Source organism: Beggiatoa alba B18LD (assembly GCF_000245015.1).
Classification (GTDB): domain Bacteria; phylum Pseudomonadota; class Gammaproteobacteria; order Beggiatoales; family Beggiatoaceae; genus Beggiatoa; species Beggiatoa alba.
Genome location: NZ_JH600070.1, coordinates 1,444,437 through 1,462,775, shown reverse-complemented (window position 1 = coordinate 1,462,775; position 18,339 = coordinate 1,444,437). Strand labels below are relative to the sequence as shown.

The window sequence follows — 18,339 nt, the reverse complement described above, 5'->3', positions numbered from 1 at the left end:
ATCTTAGGATAAAACGGATGTTTTCTTGTCGTCAGCCAACTATCAATATTATCAATGAGCTAGCCTTACATATTTTAGAGCGGCAACAAATTGGTTATGCCCTATTAGACGAAACATTAATGTTAACTCATCACAATGATATGTTTGCCTTGTTATTAAACAAGAAAGATACTCAACTTCTGCATCAACCGCTTTTTACGCTTATCCCCCATTTGGAAAGTGAACGGCAAAAGCTAGACGAAGTTGCACAAGCACAAGTAAAAGAATGGCAAATTAAGCGTTTTCTGGGTGCGCATATTGATGGCTACGTAAATATCACCATTGAATCAGGTAAAGCCTTTGGTGCGATGTTGTTACTTACACTTACACAAATAAACCCGCCAGCTCGTGGACAAAAAACGAATCAAGATGTCGCAAGACTTACCCCACTTTTAGTCAAATACCAACAAGCCGAAAAAGCCTTAAGAAAAAGTGAAACACGCTTTCGTGAAATTGTCGAATTCTCCCCTGTCGGTATCGCGTTAACCGATATTAATGGTAATTTTATCAAGGTAAATCAAGCATTTTGTAACATGATTGGATACACTGAAATGGAGGTTTTGGGAAAAAATAATGTGCTCTTTACCCATTCTGATGATATCGAAAAACAATTACTTCTACGTCAAAAGCCCTTAAATACAGAAACGCAAACCTATGAAAAACGGTATATTACTAAAACAGGGGAGATTATCTGGGGAAGTATAACCACTAAGTTAATGTATGATGAACAAGGCGAAGTACAATGCCGATTAAGCATTATTGTCGACATTACAATGCGCAAACAAATGGAAGAATCTTTAAGACAACGCTCTGAAGAATTAGCTAATTTAAACATTGCCCTAGAAGCGGCAGTCCATTTAAAAGACGAATTTCTGGCAAACATGAGCCATGAGCTACGCACGCCTTTAAACTCTATTTTAGGACTCACTGAATCCTTACAAGAAGGCATATTCGGCGTATTAAATGAAAAACAACTGCGCTATTTACAAGTTATCAACAATAGTGGACAACATTTATTAAGCTTAATTAATGATATTTTAGACCTTTCTAAAATTGAGACAGGTTTATTTGAATTACAATTTGATAACGTTAGTATTGATAATATTTGCCAGCTTAGTTTACAACTAATACGCCAACAAGCCCATAAAAAACAACTACAAATTAATTACTACCGCGACCCTAAAGCTCGATTTGTTTATGCCGATGAAAGACGTATAAAGCAAATGCTTATCAATTTACTAACAAATGCGGTTAAATTTACTGAAAAAGGCGGAAAAATAGGGCTAGAAGTTCTCAGTAATATACAACAGCAAACCTTAACATTTACTGTATGGGATACAGGTATCGGCATTAAACATAAAAACTTAGACCGACTCTTTAAGCCTTTTATACAACTAGATGCATCACTCAATCGACAATATGAAGGAACAGGATTAGGGCTTGCAATGGTTTCACGCCTTGCAAGCCTGCACGGCGGTAGCGTTGCGGTAGAAAGCGAAGAAGGCAAAGGCAGTCGCTTTAGTTTTACCCTAAACTGGCGCGACAGTATGCTAGAAACGCCACCGCCTCCCCCTTTAACAACTCGTGCTTCTAATGATATTGAAAACAGTGACATCGTCGATATAAAAACAAGCAACGCGCAAACTGTCCTCATCGCAGAAGATAACTTAAATAATGTGCTCGTGATTGCTGAATATTTAAGTAATCATGGCTATCAAGTCATTATTGCAAAAACAGGCATAGAAGCCTTAGAAAAAGCAGAAAAATCACACCCCGATATCATTATTATGGATATTCAAATGCCTGATATGGACGGTATTACCGCTATTGAACGTTTAAGAAAATGTAAAGAATTTCAGACAATACCGATTATTGTCGTCACTGCACTGGCAATGAAAGGTGATGAAGAACGTTGTTTAGCTTCTGGCGCAAATCTTTATCTCAGTAAACCCATGACTTTAAAAAAATTACATTACGCAATTGAAACACTGCTACAAGCCTAACGTATTCAAAACATGATAATGCTTCGTTTACACGATTATATAAAACTAACACGCCTGAATCGCCCGATTGGAATTTATCTACTGTTATGGGCAACACTCTGGGCAGTTTGGATTGCAGGAGAAGGACAACCGAATTTTTGGATTACCTTAATTTTTATTCTAGGCGTTGTTTTAATGCGCTCGGCGGGGTGCGTCATTAATGATTTTGCAGACAGAGAGATAGACCGCCACGTACAACGCACCCGCGACCGCCCACTCACCGCAGGACGAGTGAGCCACAAAGAAGCCCTTATCCTCTTTGCCGTTTTATGCCTACTCGCCTTCTTATTAGTCTTATGCCTCAATCTTAAAACAATACTGCTATCATTTGGCGCGCTGTTTTTTGCAAGTCTCTACCCCTTTACTAAACGTTACACCTACCTCCCACAAGTTTTCTTAGGTATCGCGTTTGGTTGGGGAATTCCAATGGCATTTACAGCGTTACAAAATGAACTCCCTTTTACAGCATGGTTACTCTTTAGCGCAAATCTTGCTTGGACAGTGGCATACGACACCCAATACGCCATGGCGGATAAAGCAGATGATTTAAAAATTGGGGTGAAATCCAGTGCTATCTTATTCGGACGTTGGGATAAAGTAATTATTGCACTATTACAAAGTGTTGCCTTACTCCTACTGATTTGGGTTGGCGTACTACACAAATTTAATGCTTTCTTCTTTTTTGGCTTAGTCATCGCGCTAGGCTTATTTATTTATCAACAGATTTTAATCAAAGACCGCGACCCCGCCCGCTGTTTCCAAGCCTTTTTAAATAACCATTGGGCAGGCTTTGCCATTTTTTTCGGTATTTTTCTAAGCTATCTTTAAAATCAATATGCGCTATTTTCTTAACTTTCTCTGTCTGCTGATAGGGATTAGCCCATTAATCGCTAGTGATGCACAAGTTCGTGTAATTGGTGGCTCAACGGCAGCGATGGGACAATATCCATGGATGGTCTTAATTACCTATAAAAACGATAAATTATTCAGTTGTGGCGGAACACTCATTGCCTCCGATTGGGTACTCACTGCCGCCCACTGTACCCACGATGAAAACACAAAAATATCTTATAAAGCCAGTGATTTAACGGTTGCTATCGCGGAAAATAATTTAACCGTCACCGCAATTGCCCAAGTACAAAGACCTATCCGTCAAATTATTCTTTCTCCCCAGTATAATTTCGATAGCCTATTCCCACAGGCTGATTTTGCACTGTTACAACTACAAACCCCGATGACAACCGTTACACCTGTTCATCTCGTTGATGCTTATACACTCTTGGACGAAGTAGGGATGGTTGCAACTGTAGTAGGTTGGGGACAGCCAACCCAAAATAGCTATCCAAGCTACTCAGAAGTACTGAAACAAGCCAATGTTCCCATTATCAGCACAGATATCTGTAACGAACCCCGTTCTTATAACGGTTATATTAAAGACTTCATGCTATGTGCGGGATATGCGCAAGGCGGGATAGATGCCTGTGTTGGCGATAGTGGTGGCGGATTAGTTATTAATACCGCAACAGGCTGGCAACAACTGGGCATTGTGAGCTTTGGCAACGGATGTGCGCAACCCAATTACTATGGTATTTACACCCGTATAGCCAGCTATCTGAGTTTTATACAAAGCCAAATTTGCACCACTTTTCCCGAATCCCCTAAACTCATCGTGAGTTATGCTGATGGAATTGCCACGGCTATTTGGGACACCGTAGCGGGTGCGGATGGTTACAATTTATATTTTGCCCCCTATTCCTATCCCATGGATAACCGCACATTAGAACATATCGCCAGCGTAGATTTAGGACAACAACCGTTTTTTCAAGCATCCTTACAACCAAATGAACGCTATTATGTTGCCGTCACAGCCTATCGTGGCAATTGCAGCAGTCCTTTTTCTAATATTGAAAGTACGAAGAATTTTTAATTCACTAAAGACTTTTGTCTGAATCAGAATTTTCAGAATTAGCAGAATTAACAGGATTTAAACCCCTTAAACCAACGCGAGTACGGCGAGTTTCTTTTAAAAAGACAACAGCTTGAATGTTGTAGGGTGGAATAGCGAAGCGTATTCCACCTTGAAATTCTGCAAAAACTGAGCAAAAACAGATTATAAATCGTATGGTGGAATACGCTTTGCTATTCCACCCTACGTTTTTTAGTTGAAAAATTCTAAAAGGTTTTCGCCACTCGCCGAACTAGCGTTAAACCAAGAAATTAATGCGAATCACGCTTTTTAATTCTGCTAATTCTGAAAATTCTGTGAATTCTGATTCAGACAAAAAAAGACCTGCTAGGTTTTCAAAACCTAATCTCATAGAACAAAAATTAATTCGGTAAATCAACAAGCTCTAATCGATACAAGGCTGTTTTATCTGTAATATGATTTTCCACTAAACGGGTATTTTGCCGAATTATCATTTCTTCCAATAAATTCCGTACATCGCGGGCGTTGCCGAATGTCGCTTGAGTGTTTTTTTCCCAATTACTAAATAAAATCTTTAATTGGACATGAAGTTCAGGGGCAAGGGTTAATCGTTTTTCTATCGCCATTGCTTGAAAAATCGCTAACATCTCCGTTGCATTGTAATTTTCAAATAGAATATGTCCCGCAAAGCGGGAAGGTAGCCCAGGATTACTGTTTAAAAAACTTTTCATACTGTCAGGATAGCCCGCGACAATCACACAGAGGCGGTGTCGATAGTTTTCCATGTCCGCGACTAAAGTTTGTATTGCTTCTTTGCCAAATTCATCCTCAGCACTTTCCAACAGTTGATAGGCTTCATCGATGAATAAAACCCCATCTAAACTGTTTTCTATCACCCGTCGAGTTTTTAACGCGGTTTCGCCGAGGTAAGAGCCAACTAAATCCGCACGGGTGACTTCTATCAATTGCCCTTTTTTTAAGATGCTGAGGGCTTTAAAGACTTGTCCCATATAACGCGCCATCATGGTTTTACCCGTCCCTGGGTTGCCAATAAAAACGTAATGCCCCGCGACGACGTGCGCCGATTCACCGCGTAATTGTTGGACTTTAATCGCATTAATTAAGCCATGAATACGGTGTTTAACCGTTTGTAAACCAATGAATTGGTCTAATTCGTTTAACAGCGTTTGAATATTATCGTTATCGCTGGCTTGTAAATAGGCTTGTAGCGGTTCGGGAATATCGGCTAGCGTTAGGGTAAAACGCAATTGTTTATCAGCGAGTTGATTTTGACGCACGCGCATAATGCGCTGTTCATCCATTTGTTGATACAAATTTAAAACATCACCCGCATTGCCAAAGTTTTCGGGGTTACGGTGCTGATACCAATTGTGAAAAAAGTGCGGGAGTTTTTCCTGTAATTCGGGGGCGAGTCGCCGACTTTCTCGGGCAACCTGTTGAAGGAAAATCGTTTGTAAAATATCAGGGGTATAGTCGGGAATACTTAAAATATTGCCTTCTCCAAAACGGCGACGCAGTCCAGGGTTAGTATTTAAAAATTGTTCAATCCGTTGGGGATAACCTGCAATGATAACGGCAAATTTGCCGAGGTGGTTGGACATGGCTTCCATGATGGTTTCTATCGCTTCGCGCCCAAAATCATTTTCACCCCCTTCGACCAATCGATAAGCCTCGTCGACAAAGAGAACACCGCCCATAGCATCAGCAATTTTTTGCGCGGTTTGGATAGCTGTTTGTCCGACATAGCCCGCAACTAAATCCTCGCGTGAGGCTTTAACAACATGCCCAAGTTCTAATAATCCTGCTTCGCGGAAAATTTCAGCGATGAGATAAGCAACCGTGGTTTTGCCCGTGCCGGGATTGCCTTTTAAAACGATATTGAGAGATATATTTTTTTCAGCGGTTGCAGTAACTGGGAGTAAACGACAAGTTCCTGTTTGGTGTTTATTCTCCAGCGTCCTGCTTTCATCGCTTAAGCGTTCTTGTTCACGAGCGATGAGCCGCTCCATTTTTTGCAAAATAATTTCTAAACCATTCATCTGGCGCAAGCGGTCAATGGCGGGCTGTTGGGCAGTTTGTTGTGCCAGTTGTTTGAGCGTATTCGCGCTTAAGTCTTGGCAAGTTGAGAGTTGATAACTAAGGGCTTTTAATGATTGTCCTGTCGCGCAAAGTTGGCGCGTGATAGCCAGCGCGGCATCAGGAAGCAGTTGCCAATCGGTCAATAATTGGCGTTTCAGTCGCCAGTAGTGGAGTAGGTTTAAAACTTCATCTTGGCGCGGAGAACCGATAGAAATCACCCGTTGTGAGGGGGTATTGTCTTTATCTAAAAACTGATTGAGCAGGAATAACCATTCTTTTTGTTCTAACACTGTGCGGATATTTTGCGGGTTGGTGTCGGGTAAGAGAAATAAACAAAGGTTATGATTGGTTGAAGGCAATTGTCCAAAGCGGGTCAACATTGCCGCCATTGTGCGCTGTGCGCTGGCTTCAAAATGAAGGATAAAATCCAAGCCATCGGTAAAAATAACCGCCGTTTTGGGTTGTTCCTCCTGCATACAACGGGCGATAAAGCCCACTACGTCGGTATCAGACATGCGCCCCAGTTGTAACGAGTTATAGACGATGGTTTGCTTCATCGGTGGCAGTCGTGAGGCGGGGTCGGCGGGGTTGGGTTCGGTTTCTGTGGCGCGGGTGCGTAATCGTTGTAAACCGACGGGCCCAGAACATAATTTACTGGCGGGACGAGCAGGGCTTGGGGTTGGTTTGGATTGGGGTTTATCCGTTTGTGCTTGTGGACTGCTGGCTTGTCGGGATTGAAAATCGTGAAAATAAATTTTTTGCCGTCCGTTATAGAAGATGATGCGGGTATAGCCGAGTTGTTGCAAATGGGTGAAGAGCATTTCTTCTAAGGTATAAATACCTAACTGGGGCGGGCAAAATTCATCATCAGTATGCCCATGCAGAAAGAAAAATCGTTCATAGGCATTTTGAAAATAGCTTGAGCGTTGGGGCGGTGTAGGCATGGGAAGTGGATGGACTGCTGTAATAATTGCAATAAAATTAGTTACTAATATATTTTTGTATTGCGTTTAATATTCTACTTTGCCTGATGCTGAAATACGAAAATACCCTTTTGAGTGTAAATAATCAAAAATAGCAACTTCGACGTTAGGCATTTTTTTCTGGCTGAATGCCCGAATACTATTCAGTAAGGTTTCTTTTTTTGCAGGACGGGCTTGAGATTTTTTAATGGTCGCATTCAAATGGTGTTGATAATAATCCTGTGCTAATTCTATGATTTCATTTGTTATAGATTTGCTTTCATGTTTAAGTGGAGATATTTCTGTTACCGTCTGATTTTCTTGCATTGTTCCAATACGTTGAGCTGAATGTCCTACGGTTTGCAATAGATTAACTGCATGGTCTAAATCAGTATCGTTCGATAAAATAATAAATTCTGCTTGTGTGATTTGTTGCGATAGTCTTCCTGCTAAGAAACATAACCCAAAATCAGCCGCATTTTTTCCTTTCTTTTGCATACCAATAATTTCTAATTTTTTTTCATTCATCATGTCCGCAAAAGCACATAATAAATTCAATGAGACTTTGGGAACTTGTCCACCATAGCAAATTACAATACGACTATAAATTTTTGAATTACCAATAATATTGTTGATTTCACTTGGGCAGTTATCAATATCAATCAACAGAATTTTTTGTATTTCGGTTAAATTCTCTTGCATGTTCTGTAACCTGATTTTGCTTTAGACTAGATAATCTTTTAAAGATTACCAACTATAGATAATAGTTTGATTTAAAAAATATTTAACAACTATATTTGACACAACCGCTCTATCGTTGCAACTAATTGTCTCAGTGTAATGGGTTTGCTGAGGTACTCTGTTGCACCTGCCTCTAAACACTTTTCACGGTCATTTGGCATTGCCATTGCGGTGATGATGATAATGGGGATATGGCAACACTTTGGATTTTCTCGGATTTTACGAGTAACAGATAAGCCATCTAATTCAGGGAGTTGTACATCTAACAGAATAATATGCGGTTGCCAATGTGTTAGCGTTTCTAAGGCTTGTCGCCCTGTTTCTACGGTTTGCATTTGATAGCCACAGCTTGTCAGATAGTCAGACACTCCTTGAGCAGTAATTAAATTATCCTCTACTAATAATATGTTGATTTCTTTAGCAGTACGAACAATTGGTGGTTTTTCTTCGGCGTTAATTTTGGTCATAAGTTGTTTTTCATGGTCGGTTTGCCAAGGTAAGGTGACAATGAAGTGACTGCCATAATTTAATTCGCTAGCAACACTAATACTACCGCCGTGAAGTTTGACGAGGTGATAAACAAGATTTAAACCTAAGCCTGTTCCTTCATATTCTCTATTCTGTTCTTTGTGCAGTTGTACGAATGCGGTAAATAGCTTCTTTTGGTCTTCAGGGGCAATGCCGATGCCTGTATCCCAGACGGTGAACACGATTTGTTTTTGTTCTGCATTAGTATGAACTTTAAGCCCTATCGCGCCTTTTAGAGGGGTGAATTTAATCGCGTTACTGAGAAGATTAACAAGAATTTGTTTTAGTCGACGTTCGTCGCTGTAAATCAGTAGCCCAATTTCTGCCATGTCGAAATGTAGTTGTTGTGACTTTTTATGGGCCATTTGTCGCACCAATCGCAGACTTGCTTGACAAACAGGTTCAACCGCTATCATTTGTAAATTCAGTTCTACTTTATCCGCTTCTATTTTCGCAAGGTCGAGAATATCGTTAATGAGGGAAAGTAGGTGTCGTCCGCTCTCTTCTATCGCGTGGAGAAAGCGTTGTTGTTGTGGGTTGAGTGTACCGTATGAACCTTCTTGTAATCCTTCTGCCAGAATCAATAGTGTATTTAATGGGGTACGGAGTTCATGGCTCATATTGGCGATAAACTCTGTTTTAGCGCGGCTGGCGATTTCTGCACTGTGTTGGCGACGAGAGGCATTTTCTGCACTGAGTCTTGCAATAACACCTTGTATTTTATTAGTAATAGTTTCTATTGCGTGGCGACTGTTAGGTGAAATATCTTGGTAGATGTGGGAAGCTAATTGAATCGCACCGATAATTTTTCCTTCATCTTGAATTGGTAAAATAGCGGTTGCTTGTAACCCTTCGCGCATGAGGTTGTTGAGACGTGCAAGTGGCAAGTCGCGGAAATTGGCATAGAGTGAATGCCCTGTTTGTGTGAGTTGTGCCTCTATGCTATCCGCAGCGTAATAGCTGGTTTTTTTAACAAAATCCTCTGATAAGCCAATGTAAGCGATAAGAGAAAGTCCACCACGTTCTATGTCGGTCAAATACACGCTACCGCAATCTATTTCGCGAATTTGACAGCAAGCAGTCAGTAATTGTTGACTTGCGCTATTGATATTATTCGCGGTAATGAGGTTTAGGCTTAAATCGCGTTGAATACGTAAGAGATGTTCTGCATGTTTGCAATCGCTGATGTCGGTAAAGCTTGTGAAAACTCGCTCAATATATAAATTATCCGTAGTGAGCAGCGGCACGCTTTCAACACGGACATAGGTGATATTTGGCGAGGCTTTGCGCTTAATCTCGAGTTCACAAGTTTGGCGATTACGATATTTTGCGAGCGATTGTAAATGCTGATAAAAAATAGATTGTGAGGGATGAGTTAAACAAGAAAAAATCGAGCGATGGTAGGATATATGCGGGTCGACGCCTAATAGCTGTATGCCTTTTAGATTGGCTTCTAGGATAAGCCCTTGTGCGTTTAGGGTGAAATAAGCAACAGGAGAAAAATTATAAAGTTCAAAATATTTGCTTTTAACTTCTTCTAAAGCGTGACGGGTTTGTTGTAGTTCTTCACGTTGAATATCTAACTCAATTTGGACAAGACTCAATTCTTGATAGAGTTTTTGATATTCTTCTGCTGTCACCGTGCTTTCTTCTTTGGAATGATTAGCACGTTGTAAGAACAGTAATTCTGCTTTTAAACGAATATCATCAATGGACACTGTTAATTATCCCTCTCGCTAAAGATGCAGTGTTTATAACTTTCAATCTATCGCCATTAATAATGACTTGATAGCGGTCACGCTAATCATTCACAATGCTAAATAGTTGTACTGTTATTGATTATAAAGGCAATGTTTATGCAGGCATTTACTGAAAATTACTTTAACATAAGCGTCATTGAGTCACTCAAATTTGTCATGTGATATCGTTGGTAATGTGAAGTATTGAATAAATGATGCCAGTTAGATTTTACGCTTATTTTTTAATGGATGATGAAGGGTAGAAAGCATTTCATGCTACGTTTATTTTAAGTCAGTTACATTTTTTTGCGTCTTTTTAGGAAATCACTATGTCGCCTCTCAATATTCGTGCAGAAGATGCCGTACAAGAGTTATTAGAATTTAACAAAAAGCTGGGTGATGGGTTAAAAACGCTCGCAGATATTACCGAAATAGATATCGGTGTAACCCCTAAAGAGGCTGTTTATAAAGAGGATAACTTAGTTTTATATCGTTATACCCCCATTGTTGACCATCCTAATCCTATTCCGTTATTAGTGGTTTATGCACTAGTCAATCGCCCCTACATGCTGGATTTACAAGCTAATCGTTCAACCATTCGCGGTTTATTAGAAGCAGGGCAAGATGTTTACCTGATTGACTGGGGATATCCTGACGAGGCTGACCGTTATTTGACATTAGAAGATTATATTCAAGGTTATTTACATCGTTGCGTTAAAACTGTTTGTAAACGCCATGGGATTCAAAAGATTAATATTCTAGGTGTTTGTCAAGGTGGAACTTTTAGCTTATGTTACAGTGCATTATATCCACAAAAAGTTAAAAACTTGATAACTATGGTGACGCCTATCGATTTTCATACCAGCGACAACTTATTAAGTCACTGGATAAAGAAAATGGATGTGGATTTAATGGTAAATACCTTGGGGAATATTCCCGGTGAATTGCTGAATTGGACATTCTTATCCTTAAAACCGTTTCGCCTTACAGGACAGAAATATTTAGACATGTTAGATAGTTTACACACCGTCGACGCAGCTAAAAATTTCTTGCGAATGGAAAAATGGATTTTTGACAGCCCCGACCAAGCAGGCGAGGCTTTTCGCCAATTTATAAAACTCTTCTTTCAACAAAATGCGTTAAAACAAAACCGTTTGATTTTAGGAGAGAAAAGGGTTGATTTACACAATATTACGATGCCTATTTTAAATATTTATGCAACGGAGGATCATATTGTTCCACCAGCGGCATCCGTTGTGCTTAACAAATTAATCAAAAGCACAGACTATCAAGAACTCGCCTTTAAAGCGGGACATATTGGTATTTATGTAAGCGGGCGTATTCAAAAAGAAATGCCTGCAACCATTGGAAAATGGTTAGATACACGCAGTTAATATCAGGGCAAACGGCTATATTTTCTTCACAATTTGCCCTTATGATGAAAGCCTTGCAACTTGCAACTTGCAAGGTTGTTGATTTAACGACTTTATTCTGATAACACCAATAATTAAGGAGATAACGTATGCTAAAACGTTTTATCGGTTTATTACCCCTTGTTTTATTAAGCCTGTCCGCTCAAGCGGATAATTTGGACAAAGTTCAGCAAGCTTTAGATAAAAAACTTCAAGCCGCCCGCGAAGCAACCTCCAATAAACGTTTTTATAATGAGGGCGGTAAATGCTTGGATATCGCGGGCAATCCCAATGAAGCAGGGACAAATGTACAAATTTGGGACTGCAACGACGCGCCTAACCAAAAATGGCGTTTAGACGGCGGACGTTTAATGAATGAAGCGGGTAAATGTTTAGATGTCGGTGGCGATATCAAGCGGGCAGGCACAAATGCGCAAATTTTTAATTGCAATGACGCGCCTAATCAACAATGGCGTTTAGAAGGTGGGCGTTTAGTCAATGCAGGCGGTAAATGCTTAGACGTGGGTGGCGATTTCAACAAAGCAGGAACGAATGTACAAATTTGGGACTGCAACGACGCGCCCAATCAAAAATGGCACTGGTAAATTCATACTGATTTAAGCTGTTTTAAATATAATCCATTCTTTAGGACTTGCTAGGTTTTGAAAACCTAGCAGGTCTGTCGGTAACAGAATTTAAAACCCTTAACCCAAAAATTTAAGGTGAATGACGCTTTTTAATTCTGCTAATTCTAAAAACTCTGTGAATTCTAATTCAGACAAGCTGTTGTCTTTTTATATAAATCGATAATTTCAACATGACTATTCCTCCTCCCCCAATATCCTAAATCAATTGGGTATATTCCGTTTATCTAATAGATAACAATTTTTATCTAAAAAATACTACAAATGATAAAGATTTTAACCGCTAATACGGCAAAATAAATCAACATACCTTTGTCATCAATTCGTGCTAATACATCAAAAATATTCAAACACTTATAATAATAAGGTCTAAATAACAATCTTTTTTTTATGGATATAGAGCAGTCCTTATTTTCTTTTATAACGAATTTACTATATTTATAACCATTCCATTCCATACACTTTGTCAGGTATTTAACAGCAAATACCTAAACATCTATACCCATCCGTTGACAATAAGAGGGCGCGACCATGCAAGTATTACAATTGCTAAAAACAAAATGGCAAGTGTGGAAAGAAAAGAATATTGAATTTCCAGCAGTACAACGAATTAGAAATTTTAACTGGTTCTATGGTGTGTTAAATGATGGTGGTGAAGCACGGACAGGGGCTTTTTGCATCGTGTACGAAAAACCCTCCCCGCAAGAACACTACGTTCCGAGTCCTGTGTGGGTGTTTGCCGACGGCACGATTTGGATGCAATTACAATCAGGCGTTATTATCCGCCATCTCAAAACGTTACGCACATATATTCAACACAATGAAATTGTTTCTTTTGTACCACTCACACCCGATGTGACATCTGCACAAGAAGAAGCCGACTTATTTCTAGAAATAAGTGACATTATGAGTCAATTAAACGGTGGAAAGTCGGCATATGATAAATGCGAGGAGGCAGTACAATCCTATGTGACGCATCCCTCTCAAGAAAATTTAGCGATTTTAAGAATGGCTTATAGCAGTATTCCCAGCTACTTACGCAAGTTTCTCGTCACGGATAAAGAACAAGGCAATGTCAAACGCTTATTGAATATTAACGAAAGTCGCGGAGACTCTTCCCCCTTAAAAACCATCTTAGAATGTCAATAACATCTCCACGCCGCACTTATTACCCATAGAAATAAGACCTATCTGACCAATAGGCCTTATTTTTAATCATTAAATCCTTCCATTTGACCTTTTTATCACTATCCTATTACGCCATTCTGTTGTTCCCTTTAAGAAACTTATCATAAAAGGGTATATTATTTGCCTAGAGAACCTTTAATAAGGTATATCGGATAAGGATATTACATCATGTTATTCAAACACAGTTGGCTACTCAGTATGCTCTTAAGCTTAACAGGCTGTAGCGGTTTACTGCCTGAAGTTGACACCACAACACAATCCCCTTGGCAGTCATTTGAAGAAGTTAAAATTAGTTTTGATAATGTTGAACCAATGGTGACAACAACAGAGAAACTCAAAAAATTAGGAATAGACCCCTTTTCAACACCAAACGTTAGATTAATTAACTATTTAGAGTTAATTGAGCGTTTTATTCCCAATTCATCTATTACTTTGGCAGATTTACCAGACGCAGTACGCGACTGCTTGGCAATCAAAGAGAAGTGCCAAGGCTATGAAATCATTCCTATGCAGAGAAACAGTAAGCGGTATGGGAACGCATTGTTAGACATCTTAAATTTCCGTCGTAAAACAAAGACAACAGGCTGGCGATTTGATGCACTATTTGTGTTAAAAGAAGATTTAGTTATTTATAAACTATGGGGCGGTGAACCCCATATTCTCGAATATGAAGACCGTAAGAACCCTTTAGGCCCTTTACAAGATGTGGGCAAAGTATTATCGCCGTTTAATTAGTTGATAAAACGCGAAATCAATTAACGCGAGTACGGCGAGATTCTTTTAAAAAGACAACAGATTGAATGTTGTAGGGTGGAATAGCGAAGCGTATTCCACCTTGAAATTCTGCAAAAACTGAGCAAAAACAGATTATAAATCGTATGGTGGAATACGCTTCGCTATTCCACCCTACATTTTTTTAGTTGAAAAATTCTAAAAGGTTTTCGCCACTCGCCGAACTAGCGTTAAACGTACCATAAAGTGATTAAATTTAGGACTGGCAGTCCTTCGCATCGTTTTATAGTGCGTTTACTATATAATTTAATGAGATTAGCCTCAAAATATGCCATATTTACAAAAGCTATTCTATGAAAGAGATTAATTCCTACTCATCACCTGTATCTACAGTCGTCTAGCCTGCAAGTCCAGCAATAGAAGCAATCCGTCGTGAACACTTTGGGTGTGAAACAGAAATTAAAATACTTGGTTCTATTTGCATCCTCATTGGACTACCTTTAATGATTATCGGTGGCATAGCTTATTTTATAAAGGTCTTCTACTCTTTTCACAGGCTTGAATATATTGAAATATTAGTGTTTATAGCTGGGATTGCTTTGCTTTTTGTTGGGTATGGTATTCTTACCTTAAAAAATTGGGTGTACATTCCAACAATCATATTGGCAATTGCTCCAATGATTAGCTTTCCTATGGGAACAATATTAGGTATTTACATACTCTATTTACTACTGGCTAAAAAAGGACGTTTTATTTTTTCACCAGAATATCAAGATATTTTAAAAGCAACTCCCTATATTCAATATACTACCCCACGGTTCATATACCAGATATTTTTTATTTTGCTATGTTTATTCATTGGCTCTGCTTTTATTGCTTTTTAAAAATTCAAACCAATCTATAAACAGCTAAAATTATCACTTGTTATACGTTATAGTCCCCCTCTTTTGATGTCACCTGAATTCTAGTTACTATGTCGCAACTGTATCAAATGCAATTAAGTTTTGACCCTTTGGAAGACCGCTTACAATTTCGGGTCAACACACACGATAAAGCAGAATACCGTTTCTGGTTTACACGGCGATATGTTCGCTTACTCTGGGCGGTTTTATTAGAAATGCTAAAAGAAGTTGAAGCCAGCAAACGCTACACAGACCCCCATATACAAGCCGCTGTTTTATCCTTTCAACATGAAAATCTATTACAACAAATGGATTTTTCTAAACCGTTTGAAAATGGAAACCAACACTATCCATTAGGAAAACCAGCTGTTTTATTATCACGGATTAGTCGCAAAAAACGTGAAGACGGCTCACAATTGCTCTGCTTACACCCAAAAGAAGGCGCAGGCGTGGATTTAGTCTTAAGCGAAAATATGCTGCATTCCCTCTGCAAAATGCTGTCAGAAACAGTAAAAATCGCTGAATGGGATTTACGGTTGCAAATTACCCAAACGTTTCCAACCCCTCCCGCTTATGCACAACACCTTAATTAACCGCATTAACTCCAGTTTTTAACGAGGCATATTGTGGAGCGTTTAAACTTTGTCTTACCTGATTTTACACGGGTTAGCTGGGTGAGTGAGACAGCTAGAACCGTTTGGGAAAACCGTTTCACCCGTTTAATACAGGTTTGGCAAATCTTAGAATGGCAATCGGTGAAATCAGGGTTACGCGCTTGTGGCATCTTGGTTTTATCCCCAACACAACTGATAACGCTTGCAAGCGAATGGATAACACATGGATTAGTCAGTTTACCGCTAGAAGTGCAATCCATCGCCCAATACGCCAATGCAAGCGCGTTGTTACAAGTGACGGGTGAAACACCGTTTTTACTACGGGTTGCTGTTGGCTATCCTGTCGCCATTCAAACCTTACAACAAGCCATTACACAACAAGACGAGGCAAGCATCAGCCAATTATTGGGTTATCCTGCCTGTTGCTATCACGCATTTCACCAATATTGCACAGAACAAAATTATCTCGATATGACATGGCACAGTGCGTTAGCCAGCCAACAACCCTCCAATGCTGATACCCAACTCATTGAATTACCACCGCGTATTGAAACCAATCTTTTCTGGCAAGCCTTAGGACTCCGCTTAATTCCGCACCACCCCTGCCGTTATGATTGCCCTGCAAGTGTAGAATTAGGGCGACAAATGGGGCAATTGATGCAAACATTAGGATTTACTGAAGAATGGCAATGGTTACAAACCTTACTGAATTTTCCAGTTGCGTGGTCGGTTTTACACGGCATTGCAGAAATTAAAACGCCTTTATTAAAAATTGCAACGACAAGTGATGCAACTTCGATAAAATATAGTGTGCACTATCAAGGGCAAACCTACCCTACCGAAGGAGGGCAAGGTTTAGAATTTCCATATCGTTTAGCGCGTCAACCCGTTTTAACACAATCACCCAGTTTTCAACGGGGGTTAGCGCATCAGCTAGAAAGGCGTTCATGATGGGCGTTGCTTATTATTTAATAGCAAATCAATCTACAAGCACAATCGACGCAACATTAACAGCAATAGATGGTAAATTAATCGGCAAACATGCTGATTTAATGAATCAACTCGCAAATTTGCAAGATTTACCATTATTAGATGATTTTGTTGGAATGGATGCGGCTTTACTAGAGGCATTAGATGTGCCTGACGATGTTGTACAAGTGGACAATCAATGGTTTGAGCCAGAACAAGGTATCGAATGGTTTTCTACCATGATGGGCTTACTTGCACAACAACCACAACATATTGAACACATCGACGCACTCTTATTTGAATTACAACAATTTGTCGATGCACTACAAATCTTACAAACAAATCATTTACAGTGGCGATTAGGCATTGATTATTAACTTAACCCAAGCTCTGCGAATTTTATAAAATAAAACTTTTTTTGTCTGAATCAGAATTCACAGAATTTTCAGAATTAGCAGAATTAAAAAGCATGATTCACCTTAATTTTTTGGTTTAAGGGTTTTAAATTCTGTGAGTTCTGATTCAGACAAACTGTTGTCTTTTTAAAGAAATTTAACGAACTCAGGTTAATTCACGATGTCGCAATAACACACCATCACGCTTTTCGCTAAAACGTTGCGCGAGCTGTTCACTGATATAAACTGAACGATGTTGTCCACCTGTACAACCGACGGCAACGGTTAAATAACTACGGTTATCCGCTTCAAATTGTGGTATCCAATCTGTTAAAAATTGTCCAATTTGATTAAGCATTTGTTGAACTTTAGGCTGTGAAGCAAGAAATTGAATAACCGCATTGTCGCGTCCTGTCAGTGGGCGCAATTCTGTGTCCCAGTGGGGATTTGGTAAACAGCGGACATCAAAAACAAAATCGGCTTCTTGGGGAAGCCCATATTTAAAACCAAAAGACAGGAAAAGAATAGAAATACTTTGATTAACCTGCAAATCAGTCCGTAAACGTATCATATCGCGCAGTTGGTGGACATGCATTTGACTGGTATTAATACGGATGTCGGCACGACTGGATAACGGAGCAAGGAGTTGGCGTTCATACTTAATCGCTTCTGCTAAAGGCAATTGTTTCGTCGTGAGCGGATGTTTTCGACGAGTTTCGCTATAACGTTTGATGAGAACATTATCATCTGCCTCTAAAAATAAGATTGAATACGGAATATGAGTATCGCTCAACATTTGTAAAAGGCTGGGGAGGTCGTGCAGAGCGGCTGTGCGAGCATCAACGCCAACGGCAACATAATCATGTAAATTTGCGAGTTGTTGCGCTTGTTCGGCAAAAGCAGGCAAGAGACTAACAGGCAAGTTATCAACGCAGTAAGTGCCCATATCTTCTAAGCTGTGTAGGGCAATCGTTTTACCAGCACCTGATAAACCACTGACAATTAAAAGTTTCATACATCCACCCATTACTTTAAGAATCCTTTTTAATCAGCGTTTATTATCTCTGAAGGTTATATGCATAAGCTATAATAACCTCAGTTTTGCAAAAAATACCTTAAATAAAAATAACCTGAGTTCGGCGAGATTTATAAAATAAAACAGATACCTGCTAGGTTTTGAAAACCTAGCAGGTCTTTTTTTGTCTGAATCAGAATTCACAGAATTTTCAGAATTAGCAGAATTAAAAACATAATTTTTTATTCTTTTAATTTTCTTGTCTTTTTAATTCTGAAAATCCTGATTCAGACAATCTTTTAATCCTGTTAATCCTGATTCAGACAAGCTGTTATCTTCTTAAAAGAAACTCGCCGAACTCAGGTTACGTGACACTTATAGCAAGCGAAT

At 39.4% G+C, this 18,339-nt stretch carries 15 protein-coding genes; 11 read left to right on the top strand and 4 right to left on the bottom strand.

The genetic code is table 11. The features are described from left to right. Positions 1-17 precede the first annotated feature (17 nt). Genes BEGALDRAFT_RS05910 through BEGALDRAFT_RS05900 form a run of 3 tightly spaced genes read left to right on the top strand, consistent with a single transcriptional unit; the run spans position 18 to position 4,008 of the window. Positions 18-2,042, top strand: a complete 2,025-nt coding sequence (locus BEGALDRAFT_RS05910; RefSeq protein ID WP_002684710.1) for an ATP-binding response regulator — start codon at positions 18-20, stop codon at positions 2,040-2,042. An 18-nt stretch (positions 2,043-2,060) separates the two neighbouring features. Then, complete coding sequence (gene ubiA / locus BEGALDRAFT_RS19050) at positions 2,061-2,909, top strand: 4-hydroxybenzoate octaprenyltransferase (protein ID WP_002684697.1); 849 nt, start codon at positions 2,061-2,063, stop codon at positions 2,907-2,909. A gap of 7 nt (positions 2,910-2,916) precedes the next feature. Next, positions 2,917-4,008, top strand: a complete 1,092-nt coding sequence (locus BEGALDRAFT_RS05900; RefSeq protein ID WP_002684691.1) for a serine protease — start codon at positions 2,917-2,919, stop codon at positions 4,006-4,008. A 401-nt stretch (positions 4,009-4,409) separates the two neighbouring features. Here BEGALDRAFT_RS05900 and BEGALDRAFT_RS17985 read toward each other — a convergent pair whose 3' ends face one another. The 3 genes from BEGALDRAFT_RS17985 to BEGALDRAFT_RS17975 form a co-directional block, all read right to left on the bottom strand. Beyond that, positions 4,410-7,052, bottom strand: a complete 2,643-nt coding sequence (locus tag BEGALDRAFT_RS17985; RefSeq protein ID WP_002684689.1) for an AAA family ATPase — start codon at positions 7,050-7,052, stop codon at positions 4,410-4,412. A 66-nt stretch (positions 7,053-7,118) separates the two neighbouring features. Further along, entirely contained in the window at positions 7,119-7,772 is a 654-nt protein-coding gene (locus tag BEGALDRAFT_RS17980; RefSeq protein WP_002684687.1) for a PIN domain-containing protein, read from the bottom strand. A gap of 89 nt (positions 7,773-7,861) precedes the next feature. Continuing rightward, entirely contained in the window at positions 7,862-10,057 is a 2,196-nt protein-coding gene (locus BEGALDRAFT_RS17975; protein ID WP_002684686.1) for a PAS domain-containing hybrid sensor histidine kinase/response regulator, read from the bottom strand. 350 nt (positions 10,058-10,407) lie between these two features. Here BEGALDRAFT_RS17975 and BEGALDRAFT_RS05880 point away from each other — a divergent pair, with 350 nt between their 5' ends. The 8 genes from BEGALDRAFT_RS05880 (at position 10,408) to BEGALDRAFT_RS05845 (ending at position 16,916) form a co-directional block, all read left to right on the top strand. Then, complete coding sequence (locus tag BEGALDRAFT_RS05880; protein WP_002684684.1) at positions 10,408-11,472, top strand: class III poly(R)-hydroxyalkanoic acid synthase subunit PhaC; 1,065 nt, start codon at positions 10,408-10,410, stop codon at positions 11,470-11,472. A 128-nt stretch (positions 11,473-11,600) separates the two neighbouring features. After that, positions 11,601-12,095 (top strand): RICIN domain-containing protein, encoded by a 495-nt coding sequence (locus tag BEGALDRAFT_RS05875; protein ID WP_002684682.1) that lies wholly within the window; start codon positions 11,601-11,603, stop codon positions 12,093-12,095. 570 nt (positions 12,096-12,665) lie between these two features. After that, positions 12,666-13,283, top strand: a complete 618-nt coding sequence (locus BEGALDRAFT_RS05870) for a DUF7639 domain-containing protein (RefSeq protein WP_002684681.1) — start codon at positions 12,666-12,668, stop codon at positions 13,281-13,283. A gap of 207 nt (positions 13,284-13,490) precedes the next feature. Further along, complete coding sequence (locus BEGALDRAFT_RS05865) at positions 13,491-14,057, top strand: hypothetical protein (protein WP_002684679.1); 567 nt, start codon at positions 13,491-13,493, stop codon at positions 14,055-14,057. Positions 14,058-14,557: 500 nt separating this feature from the next. Further along, positions 14,558-14,938 (top strand): hypothetical protein, encoded by a 381-nt coding sequence (locus BEGALDRAFT_RS05860; RefSeq protein ID WP_002684678.1) that lies wholly within the window; start codon positions 14,558-14,560, stop codon positions 14,936-14,938. Positions 14,939-15,027: 89 nt separating this feature from the next. Continuing rightward, complete coding sequence (locus tag BEGALDRAFT_RS05855) at positions 15,028-15,549, top strand: hypothetical protein (RefSeq protein WP_002684677.1); 522 nt, start codon at positions 15,028-15,030, stop codon at positions 15,547-15,549. A 33-nt stretch (positions 15,550-15,582) separates the two neighbouring features. Further along, positions 15,583-16,521, top strand: coding sequence for a hypothetical protein (locus BEGALDRAFT_RS05850; protein ID WP_002684676.1), 939 nt, complete (start codon positions 15,583-15,585; stop codon positions 16,519-16,521). Beyond that, positions 16,518-16,916, top strand: a complete 399-nt coding sequence (locus BEGALDRAFT_RS05845; RefSeq protein WP_002684675.1) for a hypothetical protein — start codon at positions 16,518-16,520, stop codon at positions 16,914-16,916. The genes BEGALDRAFT_RS05850 and BEGALDRAFT_RS05845 overlap by 4 nt, the downstream gene beginning before the upstream one ends. 184 nt (positions 16,917-17,100) lie before the next feature. Here the strand turns inward: BEGALDRAFT_RS05845 and rapZ are convergent, their stop codons facing one another. Continuing rightward, a complete protein-coding gene (gene rapZ, locus BEGALDRAFT_RS05840) occupies positions 17,101-17,949 on the bottom strand; it encodes an RNase adapter RapZ (RefSeq protein ID WP_040295292.1) in 849 nt (282 codons plus the stop codon). Positions 17,950-18,339 lie beyond the last annotated feature (390 nt).

What these genes read in the sequence shown, in the direction of transcription:
- BEGALDRAFT_RS05910 (WP_002684710.1), top strand. Translation starts at nt 18, where the DNA reads ATGTTTTCTTGTCGTCAGCCAACTATCAATATTATCAATGAGCTAGCC.
- ubiA (WP_002684697.1), top strand. Translation starts at nt 2,061, where the DNA reads ATGCTTCGTTTACACGATTATATAAAACTAACACGCCTGAATCGCCCG.
- BEGALDRAFT_RS05900 (WP_002684691.1), top strand. Translation starts at nt 2,917, where the DNA reads ATGCGCTATTTTCTTAACTTTCTCTGTCTGCTGATAGGGATTAGCCCA.
- BEGALDRAFT_RS17985 (WP_002684689.1), bottom strand. Translation starts at nt 7,052, where the DNA reads ATGCCTACACCGCCCCAACGCTCAAGCTATTTTCAAAATGCCTATGAA.
- BEGALDRAFT_RS17980 (WP_002684687.1), bottom strand. Translation starts at nt 7,772, where the DNA reads ATGCAAGAGAATTTAACCGAAATACAAAAAATTCTGTTGATTGATATT.
- BEGALDRAFT_RS05880 (WP_002684684.1), top strand. Translation starts at nt 10,408, where the DNA reads ATGTCGCCTCTCAATATTCGTGCAGAAGATGCCGTACAAGAGTTATTA.
- BEGALDRAFT_RS05875 (WP_002684682.1), top strand. Translation starts at nt 11,601, where the DNA reads ATGCTAAAACGTTTTATCGGTTTATTACCCCTTGTTTTATTAAGCCTG.
- BEGALDRAFT_RS05870 (WP_002684681.1), top strand. Translation starts at nt 12,666, where the DNA reads ATGCAAGTATTACAATTGCTAAAAACAAAATGGCAAGTGTGGAAAGAA.
- BEGALDRAFT_RS05865 (WP_002684679.1), top strand. Translation starts at nt 13,491, where the DNA reads ATGTTATTCAAACACAGTTGGCTACTCAGTATGCTCTTAAGCTTAACA.
- BEGALDRAFT_RS05860 (WP_002684678.1), top strand. Translation starts at nt 14,558, where the DNA reads ATGATTATCGGTGGCATAGCTTATTTTATAAAGGTCTTCTACTCTTTT.
- BEGALDRAFT_RS05855 (WP_002684677.1), top strand. Translation starts at nt 15,028, where the DNA reads ATGTCGCAACTGTATCAAATGCAATTAAGTTTTGACCCTTTGGAAGAC.
- BEGALDRAFT_RS05845 (WP_002684675.1), top strand. Translation starts at nt 16,518, where the DNA reads ATGATGGGCGTTGCTTATTATTTAATAGCAAATCAATCTACAAGCACA.
- rapZ (WP_040295292.1), bottom strand. Translation starts at nt 17,949, where the DNA reads ATGAAACTTTTAATTGTCAGTGGTTTATCAGGTGCTGGTAAAACGATT.